Annotated in this window: 5 protein-coding genes; all 5 read left to right on the top strand. The window is 65.6% G+C overall.

What is annotated here, in order from left to right:
- On the top strand, positions 1-570 hold a 570-nt coding region (locus tag I73_RS07095), incomplete at its 5' end, for a hypothetical protein (protein WP_026096417.1).
- Between the two features lie 259 nt (positions 571-829).
- Positions 830-2,224, top strand: coding sequence for an undecaprenyl-phosphate glucose phosphotransferase (locus I73_RS07090; RefSeq protein WP_022979976.1), 1,395 nt, complete (start codon positions 830-832; stop codon positions 2,222-2,224).
- A 259-nt stretch (positions 2,225-2,483) separates the two neighbouring features.
- Positions 2,484-3,431 carry a cupin-like domain-containing protein gene (locus tag I73_RS07085; RefSeq protein ID WP_022979975.1) on the top strand — a complete coding sequence of 316 codons (948 nt, stop codon included), beginning with the start codon at positions 2,484-2,486 and terminating at the stop codon, positions 3,429-3,431.
- The gene (locus I73_RS26515) at positions 3,418-10,203 is read left to right on the top strand and encodes a type I polyketide synthase (RefSeq protein ID WP_083876603.1); all 6,786 of its coding nucleotides are present in this window, start codon (positions 3,418-3,420) and stop codon (positions 10,201-10,203) included. Before I73_RS07085 ends, I73_RS26515 begins: the two co-directional genes overlap by 14 nt.
- 7 nt (positions 10,204-10,210) lie before the next feature.
- Complete coding sequence (locus I73_RS26510; RefSeq protein WP_022979973.1) at positions 10,211-16,030, top strand: non-ribosomal peptide synthetase; 5,820 nt, start codon at positions 10,211-10,213, stop codon at positions 16,028-16,030.
- The last annotated feature ends 878 nt before the right edge of the window (positions 16,031-16,908 follow it).

The following is a 16,908-nucleotide window of genomic DNA, read 5'->3' as shown; positions in this document are numbered from 1 at the left end:
GTGGAGAACAAGGTGACGGGCACGTTCAGCGACGGGGGCTACAACCTGTTCGGTGACGGCTCGCAGTACGCGATGCTGGGCAACGTGATGGGTGTTTCGAAGTACCACACGGCGCGCTTCACGAAGGTGCGCAAGGCGATCGTGGCGCACAACCAGCTCAGGGGGATCAACCCGTCGGGGACGTACCACTCGCTGAAGCTGCACAGTGGCGGTCTGACGGCCTACACCGATGCGTACAAGGACGATGCGTGGTATTCGGAGCAGGTGGTGGTGGCCAACAACCTCTTCGGCGACCCGTCTGACACGAACCAGTGGACGGTGGCGATCTGCCCGGAGAACGACACCTCGGCCGAAGGCGTCAGCAACGTGCTGATCCAGAACAACACCTTCATCCGCAACAGGCAGACCAGTCTCGACCTGGCGCTGGGTGGACGAAATTTCGTGATCGCCGGTAACCGAGTCCTGGGTGGACACGGTCCGGTTCCGCTGTGGCTGGCTCCGGCACACACAGGCGCCTTGCCTTTGGCCTGGCGTCCTCCTCTGCCCATGCAGTCCGAGGCTGTCCCCTGAATCGAGGACGGGCATTCGGTGGTCTGGGGCGGCGGATCCTCGGGAGCAAGGATGGATCTGGGAACTCCGGCACTTTTACCCATCGGAGGGTCTGGACATCACCCAACGTCAGGCCGAGCATGTGAGTTGCCGATGGTCCCCTGGGCAGGTTGGGGGGCGCCCCACTGGAAGCGCAGAAGCGCCAGTGGGGGACGCGCGCGGCGCGAGTCCGAAAAGCCTGCACGGAAGAAGCATTGCTGGGCCTGACTGGTGGTGTGACATGCAGGACGAACAAAGCACACGCAACATCTTCATCAACGACCCGCCCCCGGTGTCGAGTCTGATCTGGACGGTGCTCGAGCCAGGCATCGCCGTGCTGCTGCTGTACCTGTTTCACCTGGCCTATGGGTGGCCCTTTGGCGGCGTGGCCAAGGCGGTCGTGGTTTTTCTCCTGTTGACCTATCCCTGGTTGACCCGCCTGCGTCATGGTCCAACCCACACAGCCGCGGAGATTGTTGTTCATTGGCTGACGGTCTGCCTGCTGCTCCTGCTGCTGCTGGGGTATGTCACCAACGGTTGGGAAGCCTTTCCACCCGACCTGCTGATCACCTGGGGCTTCGCGGTGCCTTTGGCGCAATGGACGTTGGCCAAGGGGGTCGGTGCCTGGATGAGTCATCGCGCCCAGACTTCGCAGACCCGTCGTCTCGCTGTGATCGTTGGGGCCAACAGGATGGGTCTGCGTGTCGCCGAGGTGCTGGCCAAGCGGGCCTGGGAAGGCCGGCAGTTACTCGGCGTGTTTGACGACCGTTCGGGCGATCGTGTGCCCGAGTCCACCCATGGGTACTTGCTGGGCAAGATGGACGAGCTTCCCCAGTTCATCGATGCGCATGGCGTGAAGGATGTTTTCATCACCTTGCCGCTCACGTCGCAGCCTCGCATTGCGGGGCTCATGGAAGCTCTTCAAAACACCACAGCATCCCTGCATTTCGTTCCGGATATCTTTGGGCTGAGCATCATCCAGGGGCGTCTGACGGACATGGGGGGTGTGCCGGTGGTGGGCTTGCTGAGCTCGCCCTTCACCGGGGTCAATGGCCTGATCAAGCGGACAAGCGATCTGATGCTGGCGAGCCTGATCCTTCTCTCGATCAGCCCGGTCATGTTGCTGGTGGCTGTGGGCGTCAGGTTGAGTTCGCCTGGTCCGGTGATCTTCAGGCAGCGACGCACCGGCTTGGACGGAGAAATCATCGAGGTCTATAAGTTCCGTTCGATGACGGTCCAGGAAAACGACGACACGGTGGTGCAGGCCAAGCGGGGCGATGCGCGGGTGACGCCCTTCGGCGCGTTCATCCGTCGGACGTCCCTGGATGAGCTGCCCCAGTTCTTCAACGTGCTCCAGGGGCGCATGAGCATCGTCGGCCCGCGTCCCCACGCGGTGGCGCACAACCAGATGTACCGCGGCATGGTCAAGGCCTACATGGCTCGGCACAAGGTCAAGCCGGGAATCACTGGCTGGGCGCAGGTGAACGGCTTGCGCGGAGAGACCGACACCCTGGAGAAGATGGCCAGGCGAGTCGAGTACGACCTGGAATATCTGAGGAACTGGTCTCTGGGGCTGGATCTCTTGATCATCTTCAAGACCGCCAAGCTCATGTTCTTCGATCGAAGCGCTTACTGAGACCCGATTGGGTCCTCAGGCCCAGGATGGACACGGACATCGTCTGGATGCGGGGCGGTGTCATCCTGAACGCGTACGATGAAGCAGGTGCGGGTTGCCTCAGGATTAACACTGTCCCGAGAGATGGTGTTCAAATGAAACAGCGCCCAGCGCCGGGCTCCAGAATCAATCTCATGCGCCGTGCTTGGGTGTGATGGTGCCTGTGGGGATCTTTGTAAAGCGGCAATACGGACATGGAAGTGACTCAAAGAGGAGCCTTATGCAGTTGTCGTCGCCTTTATTTGACTTTCCTTCCACGTCTTTTGACCCTTGGCGGGTTTCTGAGCTCCGGCATCACCTGGAGGATCACCCCCTGTTCGCCAAGCCGGCTTTGATGGCGCTGGCGTCTCGATTGGAGCAGCGGCGCAGCGTGCGCGCGCATACGGCGCAAGCGACGGCCGGGACGGCGTTCAACCATGCCCCCGCCATCTTTCCGAATCGACGAACAGCGGTGGCGACGCTCGACGACCTTGACAACGCGGGCGTCTGGATGTCACTCCTCAATGTCCAGGCTGACGAGACCTACCGGGAGTTGGTGGACGGCGTGCTTGAGAGCGTGAAGCCCATGCTGGACAAGCTGGACCCGGGCATGTGCTACCGGGGCGGCTGGATCTTTTTGACCTCTCCGCGCGCAGTGACACCGTTCCACATCGACAAGGAACATAACTTCATCCTCCAGATCAAGGGTCGCAAGACCTTGTACGTCTGGGAGCCGGATGACCTGGAGGCGGTGAGCGAGGAGGCGCGTGATCTGTTCCATGCCAGCCACAACCGTGATTTGGTGGCATGGCGTGATGCCCTGCGGGCGCGGGCGCATGTTTTTCAGCTGGAACCGGGCATGGGCGCCTACATGCCGGCCACCAGTCCTCACATGGTCGAGAACGGGGATGGTGTCTCCATCACCGCCAGCTTTACTTATTACACACATTCCACCATCCGCAATGCACGGCTGCACGCTCTGCATCAGCGGCTGCGTCAGATGGGCATGCAGCCTGCACGGGTGGGGATGCATCCATGGTGGGACGCTGTGAGTGGCGCGCTCTACAGTGGCCTGCTGGGTTTGCAGCGGGCCTTCGGGCAAAGGCGCGGATCTGTCGGCGTGGGAGGGGAGTATTCCCGCTACGCGCTGGATCCCGCGGCAAGGGAGGGCTCTCATGCCTCAATCTGACGACGTTGTTTCTCTCAAGCATTTGTCCCCCGATTCCGGGGCCGCATGGCGAATCCATGCGCTGGTGGAGGCCCAGGCGGCGCTGAGGCCGGACGCGCGGGCCGTCACAATGGATGGAGAGTCCCTGACTTATGGCGACTTGAACCGACGGGCGAACCAACTGGCCTGGCACCTGCGCCGCCTCGGTATTGGGGACGGTTCCCTGGTCGCGATCGCGTTGGAGCGCTCTATCGACATGGTGGTTGGGCTGCTGGGGATATTGAAGTCCGGGGCCGCCTACCTTCCGTTGGATCTGGCCTACCCGAAGGACCGGGTCAGCTTCGTGCTGGAGGACGCCGCGCCAGCGGCCATGCTGACGTCTGCGTCCAGCATCGATCGGCTGCCTGCGCTTGGGCAGTTGCCTGTGTTGCGGCTGGACGATCCGGCTCCGGCCTGGCGGCAGGAAGCGGTTGAGAACCCGCCGGCGACGGGTGGCGCTGATCCTCTGGCCTATGTGATCTACACCTCCGGCTCCACCGGGCGACCCAAGGGTTGCCTGGTCACCCATGGCAATGTGCTGCAGTTGCTCATCGGCACGGAGCCCTGGTTTGGCTTCGGCCCCCAGGATGTCTGGAGCTTCTTCCACTCCCATGCATTTGACTTTTCGGTCTGGGAGATCTGGGGCGCGCTGGCCTATGGCGGGCGGGTGGTGGTGGTGCCTTACCTCACCAGCCGAGCACCGCGTGAGTTCCTGAGTCTCCTGTCCCGAGAGGGCGTGACGGTGCTGAATCAGACGCCCTCGGCCTTCCAGGGGGTGGTCATGGCGCTGGAGGACTGGGACGGTCCCCTGGCCCTGCGCTACGTGATCTTCGGCGGCGAATCTCTGGAACTGCAGTCGCTGCGTCCCTGGTTCGACCGTTTCGGCGATCGACAGCCTCAGCTGATCAACATGTACGGCATCACCGAGACCACGGTGTTCGTCACCTACCGCCCGGTGTCCCTGTCTGACGTGGAGGCCCGTCTGGGCAGCGTGATCGGCGATCCCATTCCGGGCTGGGATCTCTGGCTGCTGGATGAGCAGCAGAGGCCGGTGGCCGAAGGGGAGGTGGGCGAGATCTACGTCGGCGGAGTGGGCGTGTGCCTGGGTTACCTGAACCGTCCGGATCTCAACGCGGCCCGCTTTCTGGAATGGACCCCGCCGGGCGGCGCACAGCCCGTCCGGCTCTACCGTTCCGGAGATCTCGCCCGGTATCTGCCCGATGGCGAGTTGGAGTACCTCGGCCGGATGGATCAGCAGGTCAAGATCCGCGGCTTTCGCATCGAGACCGGCGAGATCGAGGCCCAGATTCTGAAGTGGCCAGGGGTTCGCGCCTGCGCCGTGGTGGCGCGCAGCGAAGGCCCCGGAAGCGAGGCGCAGCTGGTCGCCTATCTGGTGCCCTCGGCGTCCGAACTCCATCATGGACTCCGGGAGTTTCTGCTTCAGCGCCTGCCAGACTACATGTGCCCGGTGGCCTTCGTGGGCATGGAGGCGCTGCCGCTGACCGAGAACGGCAAGCTCGACAAGCGGGCACTGCCGGCGCCCCTGCGTCAGCGCCCCGACACGGCCGGCCCGTACCAAGCACCGCGCGGTGCCCTCGAAGAGGCGATCTGCCAGGTCTTTGCACGGCTGCTGGGCATGGCTGAGATCGGGCGCGAAGACAACTTCTTCGAGTTCGGCGGCAATTCGCTGCTGGCGATCCGTGCGGTCAGGACGCTGCGGGAGGAGCAGGGCGTGACGCTGCCCGTGCCCGTGCTGTTCGAGCAGCCGACCGCAGCGGGACTGGCTCAGGCGCTGGCTGCTGGCGGCACGGCAGCCATGGCCGCCACTTCTGGCACACCGGTGGCCGCAGGAGGCGACATCGCCATCATTGCCATGTCCGGTCGCTTTCCTGGGGCCTCCTCTGTCGAGGCGTTCTGGGAGAACCTTCGGCAGGGCGTGGAGTCCGTCGAACGATTCGACGACACCACCGTGGACCCGATGGTGCCCGCTCGCCTGCGCGCAGACCCCGACTACGTCTGGGCTCGCGGGGTGCTCAAACAGGTCGAGGAGTTTGATCCCGCCTTCTTCGGGATCGGGGAGCGCGAAGCCGAGGTCATGGACCCGCAGCAGCGCCTTCTGCTGGAGCTGGCCTGGGAATGCCTGGAGCGTGCCGGGCATGCCCCGAACCGCTGCGATGCGCCGGTCGGCGTGTTCGCCGGGGTGTACACGGGTCTGTTCGGTAACAGCTACGCCCAGCGCATCCTGAACAGATGCCCAGAAGTCGTGGAGCAGGTCGGTGAGTTCCAGGTCATGCTGGCCAACGACAAGGACTATGTCGCCACCCGGATCGCGCACCGATTGAATCTGAAGGGGCCGGCCGTGTCGGTCCAGACGGCCTGTTCGACCTCTCTGGTGGCCATCTCCGAGGCGGTCGGGGCCCTGCGCCTGGGCCGCTGCCGCATGGCGCTGGCGGGCGGGGCCGCCGTGACTGTGCCCTGGCGTGCCGGCTACCTCTACCAAGAAGGGGCCATGCTGTCCAAGGACGGCCACACGCGCAGCTTCGACGCCGAGGCAGGAGGCACCATCTTCAGCGACGGGGCGGCGATGGTGCTGCTCAAGCGGCTGGAAGACGCACTGGCCGATGGTGACCCGGTGTGCGCGGTGATCCGTGGCGCGGCCATCAACAACGATGGCGGCGGCAAGGCCAGCTTCACGGCGCCCAGCCCTGAAGGCCAGGCGGCGGTCATTCGTGCCGCGATGGAGGACGCACGGGTCCATCCTCGCGACATCTCCTATGTGGAGGCCCATGGCACAGCCACGCCACTGGGCGATCCGGTCGAGGTCGAGGGCTTGGCCAGGGCATTCCAGGGCTCGGGCCTGACTGCCGGCGCCTGCCGGCTGGGCTCCGCGAAGAGCAATGTGGGCCACACGGTGACGGCCGCGGGCGCGACGGGGGTCATCAAGACGGCGCTGTCCCTCATGCACGAAGCGTTGCCCGCCACGCTGCATTACCGCTCGCCGAACCCGGCCATCGATTTCGCCCGCACGCCCTTTGTGGTCAACAAGGAACTCAGCGCCTGGCCGCGCCGCGCCGGTCTGCCGCGTCGCGCGGGTGTCAGCAGCTTCGGCGTCGGAGGCACGAACGCCCACGTCGTGTTGGAGGAGGCACCGCTGCGTGCACCGTCCAGCCCGGCCGAGGGGCCGCAATTGCTGCTGCTGTCGGCGCGCAGCAAGCCTGCGCTGGAGACGATGGCCGCCCGCCTGGCCGAGGGGCTGGACCAGGCCGGTCCGACCGTCAATCTGGCCGACGTGGCACACACGCTGCAGGTAGGGCGCGCCCGCTTCAGCCATCGCATGTGTGTGGTGGCGAGCACCGTCGCCGAAGCAGTCACAGGCTTGCGCGCAGCGGATGCCCCGGGGCGCTCGGTGCGCATGCTGGGCCGGCAGGTCCCACAGCTGGTTTGGCTGTTTTCCGGCCAGGGTGCCCAGTACGAGGGAATGGGGCAGGGGCTCTATGACGCCGAGCCCGTGTTCCGCGCAGCGCTGGACCGTTGTTTCGAGGCACTTCGTGGGACACTGGACTTCGACTTGAAAGACCGGATGTTCCACGGAGGCGCCGAGGTGTTGCGCCACACTGGTGTGACACAGCCGGCGATGTTCTGTCTGGAATATGGCCTGGCTCAGCTGTGGCTGGCCCGGGGCCTGCGCCCAGCTGCATTGATCGGCCACAGCGTGGGCGAGTTCGTGTGCGCGGTGCTGGCTGGGGTGATGACTCTGGAGGACGCCGCTCGGTTGGTGGCCCGTCGTGGCGCGATGATGCAGGCGCTCCCCGGCGGCGCCATGCTGTCCGTGCGCCTGTCTGCGCAGGAGGTTGTGGCCCGCCTGCCAGAGGGCTTGGCTCTGGCTGCGGACAACGGGCCCAATGCCACGGTGGTGGCCGGACCGGTGAGCGCCATAGAGGCCTGGCAGCAGCAACTGGAGTCTGCCGGCATCGTGAGCCGTTCCCTGCAGACCTCCCACGCCTTCCATTCACCGATGATGGATGCGGTGGTGGCCCCCTTCGAGGCCGAGGTCCGGGCTGTCCGGTTGGCACCACCCCAACTGCCCATCTACTCCACCCTGACCGGCGAGGCTCTGGTGGCAACGCAGGCAACGGACCCGGCCTACTGGTCTCGGCATCTGCGTGACACCGTTCGCTTCTCGCCTGCGTTGCGGGCTGCACAGGCGGGGCTCGGGGACGTTGCCTTCCTTGAGCTGGGACCTCGTGGCACCCTCGCCACCCTGGCCCGGCAGCACCAGCGGCCCGGTCAGGTGCCTCCGGTTGCCGTGGCCTGTCTGGCCGATCAGCCACAGAGCGAGACATTCACCATGGCATTGGCCTGGGGGCAGCTCTGGACGCTGGGCATCGAGCCCGCCATGTCGGTGGCCCATCCTGCGACGGATCGGCAAAGGCTGGCGCTGCCCACCTATCCGTTCGAGCGGCGCAGGATCTGGTTGACCCCCTCGTCCCCGGAGGCAGGGCCTGCTCCTGCCCCCGCATCGGTATCCGCTTCCATATCTCCTGTTTTGTCCGCCATTTCTTCTGCCGGGAGTTCGCCCATGGCCGCTGCTGCTTCCCCTTCCGATCGCCGTCCGCAACTGCTCCTTCGTCTGCGGGGCGTGTTCGAGGACGTTGCAGGCATCGATCTGACAGATGCCGATAGCGATCTCGGCTTCGTCGAGCTGGGCCTCGATTCCCTGACCCTCACTCAGGCTGCGCTGCAGATCAAAAAGACCTTCAAGGTCTCGCTGACCTTCCGCCAGCTGATGGAAAACTATCGCAGCCTGGATGCGTTGACGGCGTTCCTGGACCAGACCCTGCCCCCGGAGGCCGCACCTGCGTCGGAGGGGGCCCGCGAGGCGGCCTCCTCTTCCGAGGTCATTGCACCTGCGGGGCTGGGTGGGGGGGCACCGATGCTGCCAATGACTGGCATGGCGACGCCCGCCTTCGCCGCATCGCAGCCGCTGGTGCAGCAGGTCATTCAGCAGCAGATGCAACTCATGGCGCAGCAGCTGGCGCTGCTCCAGGGCGGTGTCGTTCAGGGCCCTGGCGGTGGCCAGCCCGCGGCTGGCCCAGCCAGTCTGGCGCCTGTGCCTGCGGCCCCGTTGGCTTCGACCGCCGTACCGCCCCAGGGCAGCAGTGGCGCACTGGTGAGCGCTGATGGAAGCGACGAGGCCAGCGCAGCCCGCCGCTACGACGTGAAGAAGGCCTTCGGTGCGATTGCCCGCATCCACACCCAGAACAGCGAACTGACGGAACGCCAGCAGGCCCGACTGCAAGCTTTCATCCAGCGTTACACGGAACGCACGGCACGCAGCAAGCAATACACCGAGACGCACCGGGCTCATTTGGCGGACCCTCGCGTGGTCAACGGCTTCCGTCCGATGACCAAGGAGATCACCTACCAGATCGTCATCGAGCGCAGCAAGGGGGCACATCTCTGGGACTTGGATGGTCACGAGTATGTGGATGTCCTCAACGGCTTCGGCATGAATCTGTTTGGGTGGCAGCCCGACTTCGTCAACGATGCCGTTCGTCGCCAGCTGGACTTGGGCTATGAGATCGGACCCCAGCACCCCCTGGCTGGTGAGGTGGCCCAGCTCGTCTGCGAGCTCACCGGTTTTGACCGGGCCGGCCTGTGCAACACTGGTTCCGAGGCTGTGATGGCGGCGGTGCGCATTGCGCGTACCGTGACGGGGCGCAACACCGTGGTCCTGTTCACCGGGTCTTACCACGGGACCTTCGACGAGGTCCTGGTCCGGGCGGGCAAGGCTGCCAAGGGCCTGCCCGCGGCGCCCGGCATCATGTCCGGCGTGTTCGGGGATGTGCGTGTGCTGGACTACGGAACGCCCGAGGCACTGGAGTTCATCCGGGCGAACGCCGAGGATCTGGCGGCGGTGCTGGTGGAGCCGGTGCAGAGCCGTCGGCCGGATTTCGCGCCCCTGGACTTCCTGCGCGAGGTGCGCGCGATCACTGAGGCCAGTGGGACCTGCCTCATCTTTGACGAGGTGATCACCGGTTTCCGGGCGCATCTGGGGGGCACCCAGGCCATGTTCGGTATCCGTGCAGATCTTGCCAGCTACGGCAAGGTGATCGGCGGCGGCTTCCCCATCGGCGTGATCGCAGGCAAGCGCGACTACATGGACGCGCTCGATGGCGGGGCCTGGCAATACGGCGATGAGTCGATGCCCACCGTCGGCGTGACCTACTTCGCCGGCACCTTCGTGCGCCATCCGCTGGCGCTGGCGGCGGCCAAGGCTGCACTGCAGCACCTGAAAGACCGCGGGCCGGCTTTGCAGGAACAGCTCAACCGGCAGACACAGGCCTTGGCCGATGACCTCAACGCCTATTGCAAGCAGGTGGGGGCTCCGGTGGCGGTGCGGAACTTTGCATCGCTATGGCGCGTCAGCTGGCTGGAGGATCACCCGCTGCAGGATCTCCTGTTCGCGATGATGCGCAGCCGGGGGATCCACATCCTGGATAACTTCCCGTGCTTCCTGACAACGGCGCACAGCCCGCAGGACATCGAGAAGATCAAGGCGGCTTTCAGGGCCTCCGTGGATGAACTGCAGGAGGCCGGATTCCTGCCGCGTCTGAATGGCCCAGCACCGATCCTCGATGCCGGGCGGCCGCCGGTTGCCAATGCCCGACTCGGACGCGACAAGGACGGGCGCCCGGCCTGGTTCGTGCCGGAGGCGGGCGTGCCCGGAAAATACATCAAGTTGGAACCCTGACCTTTCTATGAACTCCATGGCGGCAGTGCGAGAAGCGGAATTCGATCCGTTTGCGGAAGGTGACTTCGACCGTGTCTTTCCGACCAGCGAAGCCCAGCGGGAGGTGTGGCTGGCCGACCGCCTGAGCCCCCAGGCCTCACTGGCATTCAATGAGTCGGTCACCCTTCGGTTGAAGGGTGTACTCGATGTGGAGGCCCTTCAAGGGGCCCTCCGGGCCCTGGGGTTGCGCCATGAGGCCTTGCGCTGCTGCTTTGGCGCCGACGGCAACGATCAGTTCGTGTCGCGTGATGCCGGGCTGATCTTGCAGCGTGTGGACCTCACGCGGCAGACGGAGGATGCGCGGGAGGCCGCTCTGCGATTGGCAGCGGAGCAGGCAGTTGAAACGGTGTTCGATCTGGAGCGTGGGCCTTTGCTGCGGGCCGCCCTGTACCAGTTGGCGCCCGACGATCACGCACTGCTGTTGACGGCCCACCACATCGTCTGCGATGGGTGGTCCTGGGGTGTGATCGCGATGGACCTGGGGGCGCTGTATGCCGAGCAGATCGGCGTGGCCCCTGGCCCGCTGGATTGCGCCGGCTACAGCGACTATGTGCGTTGGGAGCTGGAGCAGGGCGCCAGCGAGGCCATGCGCGAGCACGAGCGGTACTGGCTGCATCAGTACCAAGGCAGCCTGCCGGTGCTGGACCTGCCGACAGACCGTGCTCGCCCGGCAATGCGGGGCTTTGCTTCGCGACGCCTGGATCATGAACTGGATGCCGATCTGCTGGGTGATCTGCGCGGTCTGGCCGCGCGATCGGGCGTGAGCATGTTTGCCTGTCTGCTGGGCTGCTTTGGGCTGCTGCTGAGCCGTCTTGGTGGGCAGGACGATGTGGTGGTCGGCGTGCCGGCCGCGGGTCAGGCCAGCTCTGGCCTGACGGGGCTTGTCGGTCACTGCGTCAACCTGCTGCCCATTCGCTTGGCGGTGGATCCAGGGCAGCCGCTGTCGATCCTGCTCAAGCACAGCAGCGCGCAGCTGATGGATGGGTTCGAGCATCAGGCGCTGACCTACGCGGCACTGCTCCGGCATCTGCAGGTCGCCAGAGATCCCAGGCGCCTGCCACTGGTCAGTGTGATGTTCAACCTCGATCAGCCGCTTCGCGGGCTGGAGCATGCCTATCCGAACCTGCGGGTCGACTTGAACAGCAATCCGCGCCATTTCGAGAACTTCGAGCTCTTCGTCAATGCTGTGCCGGTCGGGGATCGCTTGCGTCTCGAGTGCCAGTACAACACGGACCTGTTCGACGAGGCGTCCGTGCGCCGCTGGCTTGCCGCCTTCGAAACACTGCTGCGCGCGGCAGTTGCCAACGCGCAGACGCCGCTGGGCGACCTCGCCTGGTTGAACGAGCAAGCGCAAGCTGAACTGAAGGCATTGCAACCACTGCCCACGGCCGTGCCCGGCGCGCAACTCATGCACGCGGGGTTCGCACAGCAGTGTCTGAAGACGCCCGACAGCGTGGCCGTGCTCGACGGCGCCGTCTCGCTCAGCTATCAGGCGCTGGACCGCCGGGCCAATCAGCTGGCCAGGGTCATGCGTGCACGCGGCGTGCGACGAGGCGGTCGGGTAGGCCTGTGCCTGACCCGGCGGGCCGAAATGGTGGTGGCCCTGCTGGCCACCTTGCGCGCAGGTGCTGCCTATGTCCCGCTGGATCCGGGCTTTCCTGCGGAACGGTTGTCGTTCTACGCGGAAGATGCAGACCTGGATCTGCTGGTGTTGGATGAGGGGGGCGCCTCGAATGCACCAACCGCCTGGCGCCCGGATGCTTCCGAGCGCCTGCTGTGGTTGGACCGTCCCGCGACCTGGCCGGACCAGGGCGACGCTCCGCTGGTGCCGGGTGAAGACGACCCCGGCCCGGAGGATGCCGCCTACCTGATCTACACATCCGGGTCGACCGGCCGGCCCAAGGGGGTGGCGGTTCCGCACCGGGCCGTGGCGAACTTCCTGCACAGCATGATCCGTGAGCCTGGGTTGGCCGCGGGCGACTGTCTGGCAGCGGTCACGACACTGTCCTTCGACATCGCGGTGCTGGAGTGGCTGCTGCCGCTGCAAGTGGGGGCCCGCGCCCTCATCGTCCCGCGCGAAGTGGTGATGGATGCGTTCCTGCTGAGCCGTTGGCTTGAGCAGCATGCGGTGACAGCCATGCAGGGCACACCCAGCCTCTGGCGGATGTTGCTGGACACCGCCTGGCGCGGCGGGACTGGTTTCAAGGCCCTGGTCGGTGGAGAGGCGTTTCCGCTGGATGTCGCGCAGCAGCTGCTGGAGCGAGCGGGTCAGGTGTGGAATCTCTACGGCCCGACAGAGACCACTATCTGGTCAACTGCCTGGCGCGTGGACGGTGCGGCGTTGACGCGCCGAGGCATGTCGATTGGTCGCCCGCTGGACAACACCGAGGTGTGGGTTCTGGACCCCCGGCAGCAACCCTGTCCCGTCGGGGTGCCCGGGGAGATTTACATCGGTGGGCACGGCGTGGCGATCGGGTATGTGAACCGTCCCGAGTTGACGCAGGAGCGGTTCCTCACCAGTGGCTTGCCAGCGGCTGTTGCCGGCCCGCTGTACCGCACCGGTGACCGTGGGCGCTGGTGCAACGACGGCCTGCTGGAACATCAGGGGCGACTGGACTTCCAGGTCAAGGTGCGCGGCTACCGCATCGAACTGGGAGAGATCGAGTCGGCCTGCGAGGAGGTGTCCGGTGTTGCGCAGTCTATTGTCCTGGCGCGGGAGGATTCTCCTGGGGACACGCGGTTGGTGGCCTACCTGACCCTTCGGCCGGGCGCTACGCTGGACGAGGCTGCACTCAAGGCGCACCTGCGCGGCAAGCTGCCCGACTACATGTTGCCCCAGCATGTGGTGTCTCTGCCCCGCATGCCCTTGCTGCCCAATGGCAAGGTCGATCGCAAGGCCCTGCCTGCGCCGGAGCTGGGGCGTGCGCAGGAAGCCAGCGCCCCGGTGCAGGCGCGTAATGACACCGAGCGCTTCATCCTGACCGCCATGGAAGAGGTGCTGAAGTTGCCCGGTCTGGGCGTTCAGCACGACTTCTTCGCACTGGGAGGGCATTCCCTGCTGGCCGCTCGGTTGACGGCGCAGATCAACCGTCATTTCCAGATCAACCTGCCCTTGAGTGCGCTGTTCGAGGCGCCGAATGCGGAACGGCTGGCGCTGGCCGTCACGCGTCTGTCCGCGGCAGGGCTGCCCAAGCGGCAGCCCATCGTCACCCTGCCCGGGCGGCGGACGGCGCCGCTGACGCCGATGCAGGAGCGCATCCGCTTCGTCCAGGAGCTGCACCCCGAGCGGGTGCTCTACAACACGCCATCGGGCCATCGTTTCAAGGGACCGCTGGATTTGCGGGCCTTCGAGCGGGCGCTGCAGCATATCGTCGATCGGCAACCGGCGCTGCGGACGCGGATCGCTCCAGCGGCCCAGGGCTCGTTGCAGATCGTCGAGCCGACCCTGGCCTTTCGTCTGCCCTTGGTGGACCTGACGGATGTGCCGGCTGCCGAGCGCGAATCGGTGCTGATGCAACGCATGCAGGAGGTGGTGGATGCGCCGATCGACATCCACCAGGGGCCGCTCTTCCGTGCGGTGCTCTACCGTCTGGCGACAGACGAGCACGCGCTGCTGTTCATGCCGCACCACATCGTGTGGGATGGCTGGTCCTTTGACCTGTTCTATGGCGAGATGGCGGCGCTCTATGCAGCCTTCATTGAAGGGCGGGCCGATCCCTTGCCGCCGCTGACGGTCAGCTACGGTGACTACGCCGAGTGGTACCTCCAGTGGCTCAACGGCACCGAGGCCGCACAGCAGCTCGACTATTGGAAACAGCGCTTCGCTGGAACCGAGGCGCCCGCCGTGCCGTGGACCGATTTTCCGCGTCGTGCGGGGATGAGCGGTGCTGGCGTCACCGAATGGGTGCAGATTGATGCGCCGACCACCGAGCGCCTGCGCGCCCTGGCAAGGAAGGGAGAGGTCACGCTCAACATGCTGGCTTTTGCGGTGTACACCGCCATGATGAGCCGGGTCATTGGCAGTGCCTCAATCGTGATGGGCGTGCCGGTGCGCGGCCGGCTGATGGCCGAGGTGGAGCCGGTGATGGGTTTCTTCAACAACCTGCTGCCCCTGCCGATGCGGGTCGACGAGACGCTGTCCTGGGCGGCATACATGCAGCAGGTGCGTGTCACGCTGGTTGAGGCCCTTCAGCATCAGGACATCGCTTTCGAGCGCCTGGCGATGGAGCCCGAGGTGGCGGTACTCTCCCAGAAAGCCGGGCTTTATCAGGCACTGTTTTCCTACCAGGATGCCCGTGCCCGGGAATGGCAGTGGGGGCCGCTTACCCAGGAGCGCATTGCCATCTTCCAGAAGGGAGCGACCGAGGACCTGGGCTTGTGGCTGATGGAGTTGCAGGACCGCCTGGTCGGTGGCTTCACCTACAACGCCGACATCTACAGCCAGGCCACCGCGCAGGCGCTGCATGCACGCTTCATGGAACTGTTGCAACGGCTGGCCGAGAATCCCGACACCGACCTTGAGCGCTTGCTGAGCGAGAGCGACACGGTTCCAGGGCGCTACCTCCAGAGCCGCCGCGAAGGGGGCGAGTCGCCGGTGACTCAGGCCAGCGAGCCGCCAGCGGCGGCCGCTGCGCAAGCGCTGATCCCGGACGAGAAGGAGGCGAATCTCAGCCTCACCGAGGCCGAGCTGTGCCAGATCTGGAGCCGGCTGCTGGGGTTGCCGCACGTGGGCGTGCATGACAACTTCTTCAACATTGGTGGCAACTCGCTGAAGGCCATGCAACTGATCGCCGAGATCGAGCAGCGCCTGGTCAAGCGGGTCCGGCCTGCGGTGCTGCTGGAAGCACCCACGGTGCGCCAGCTGGCCACGGTGCTGGACCAGATGGCCGGACGCAACTCGCTGGTGCGCCTGAGGGCGGGTGCTGGTCGACCCGCTGTGTTCTTCATTCACGACGCGGATGGCGAGATCCTGCTGTATCGGAATCTGGCCTACCGACTGGACGAGGGCCATGCCTGCTACGCATTGCAGCCCCATGTCGATGAAAGCGGCGTGGTGCTGCACACGGTGATGTCGGACATGGTCGAGCACTACATGGCCAAGATCCGATCGGCCCAGCCGCATGGTCCCTACATCCTGGCGGGACTGTGTGTGGGCGGGAACATCGCCTTCGAGATCGCCCGGCGCCTGCAGCAGGAGGGCGAGGCCATTGCCATGGTGGCCCTGTTCGACGCGGCCGATGTCTTTGCACCGAAAATCAAGGGACTGCAGGCGCAGCGGCGCCTGAACCGGGTCACCCGGCTTTTCCAGGACGGGCAGGGCGAGTTGGCCCTGGGGGCGGTCGGTTCGGCCCTGCCGGGGCTGCTGCGCAAGATCAAAGGCTACGTGGGGTATCAGGTGGGCTCTCGGCTCGCCCGCATCTGGGTGCGGGTGCGGGTGTGGTTGCTGCGACTGCATCTGGCCCGCCAGTGGCGTGTGCCAGCAGCGCTGCGGAGGCTCACTGTGCGGGAGGTGCTGTCCTGTTCAGAACTGGCGCTGGGCCACACCGGCAAGCTGCAGGGCGATGTCTGGCTGTTCCGGGCCTCGGCGGGGACGCAGGATCCGGGCGACGAACCCTTCGCGGCCTTCTACCGGGACGCTCAGTTCGGGTGGGACCGCCGCATCACGGGCCGGGTGCGTGGTTGCGATGTTCCGGGAGGGCATGCCAGCCTGTTGCAGGAACCCCAGGTCGATCACCTTGCGCAGCTGATGCGCGCTGACATCGACGTCGCACTGGCCGCCAAGGATTGAGTGGCCGTGACGCGCGTCCTCGTGCTTGGCGTCCTGTCACTGCTGCTGCTCGGTGCGGTGGCTGTGGCGGTTCTGCTGCTCAACGGACGGCAGGGCCCAGCGGAGCGCGGACTGACGGGCATTCCAGTTGGTGTCCTGGGCGATTCCGACAGCCAGTCCTATCAGGGGCGGATTCCCGTGGGGCCGGTGGGCCCCCCGGTGGGAGGTGCCTTCCATGCCTCCACCTTCCAATGGCCGGAAGTGCTGGCCCGGATGCGAGGGGACCAGCTCAACCTGGGGCCCTGGGGCATTTGGGGCGTGCCACGCTGGCAATCGATGGCCCGACTGCGCGATGGACTGGGTCTGCCTTGGCGGGCACCCCGCAAGGAGGACTACCGCCACAATCTGGCCTGGGCCAGTGGCTGCGAGACCCTGATGGAGGGCCCCTGGCGGCAGGCCCCTCGTCTCCTGGACATCATGGATGAAGATCCTGTCTGGTGGCGACGTGGCGTCGTCGTGATTCGGACCGGCGTCAACAACTTCGGGAAGGAATCCCTCGACCTCCTGGCGGAAGATCCGGATTCACCTGTGGCGATGGGGCAGATGAATGCGTGCGTGCAGACCATCCGGCACACCATCGAACTGATTCGTGGGCGACATCCCGACACTCGCTTCGTCCTGGTGGGCATCTACAACAATGCCCATTGGCCANGCTACTTCAGCAAGTTCCAGTCTTTTCGGGCACAGCAGAACATTGCTGCAGGGCTGGATCATTTTCGACAGAATTTGCAGCCCTGGTCAGGCAGGATCCGGGCCGACTGGCCTTCTTCGATNGACGGGCATGGTTTTGAGCGCACTGGGGTGGTCGAGGGGACGATGGCCGTCCGGCTTACCGCCCC

It is taken from the genome of Ideonella sp. B508-1 (assembly GCF_000333615.1).
Lineage (GTDB): Bacteria > Pseudomonadota > Gammaproteobacteria > Burkholderiales > Burkholderiaceae_C > Ideonella.
This window is presented reverse-complemented; position numbering and strand designations above follow the sequence as displayed.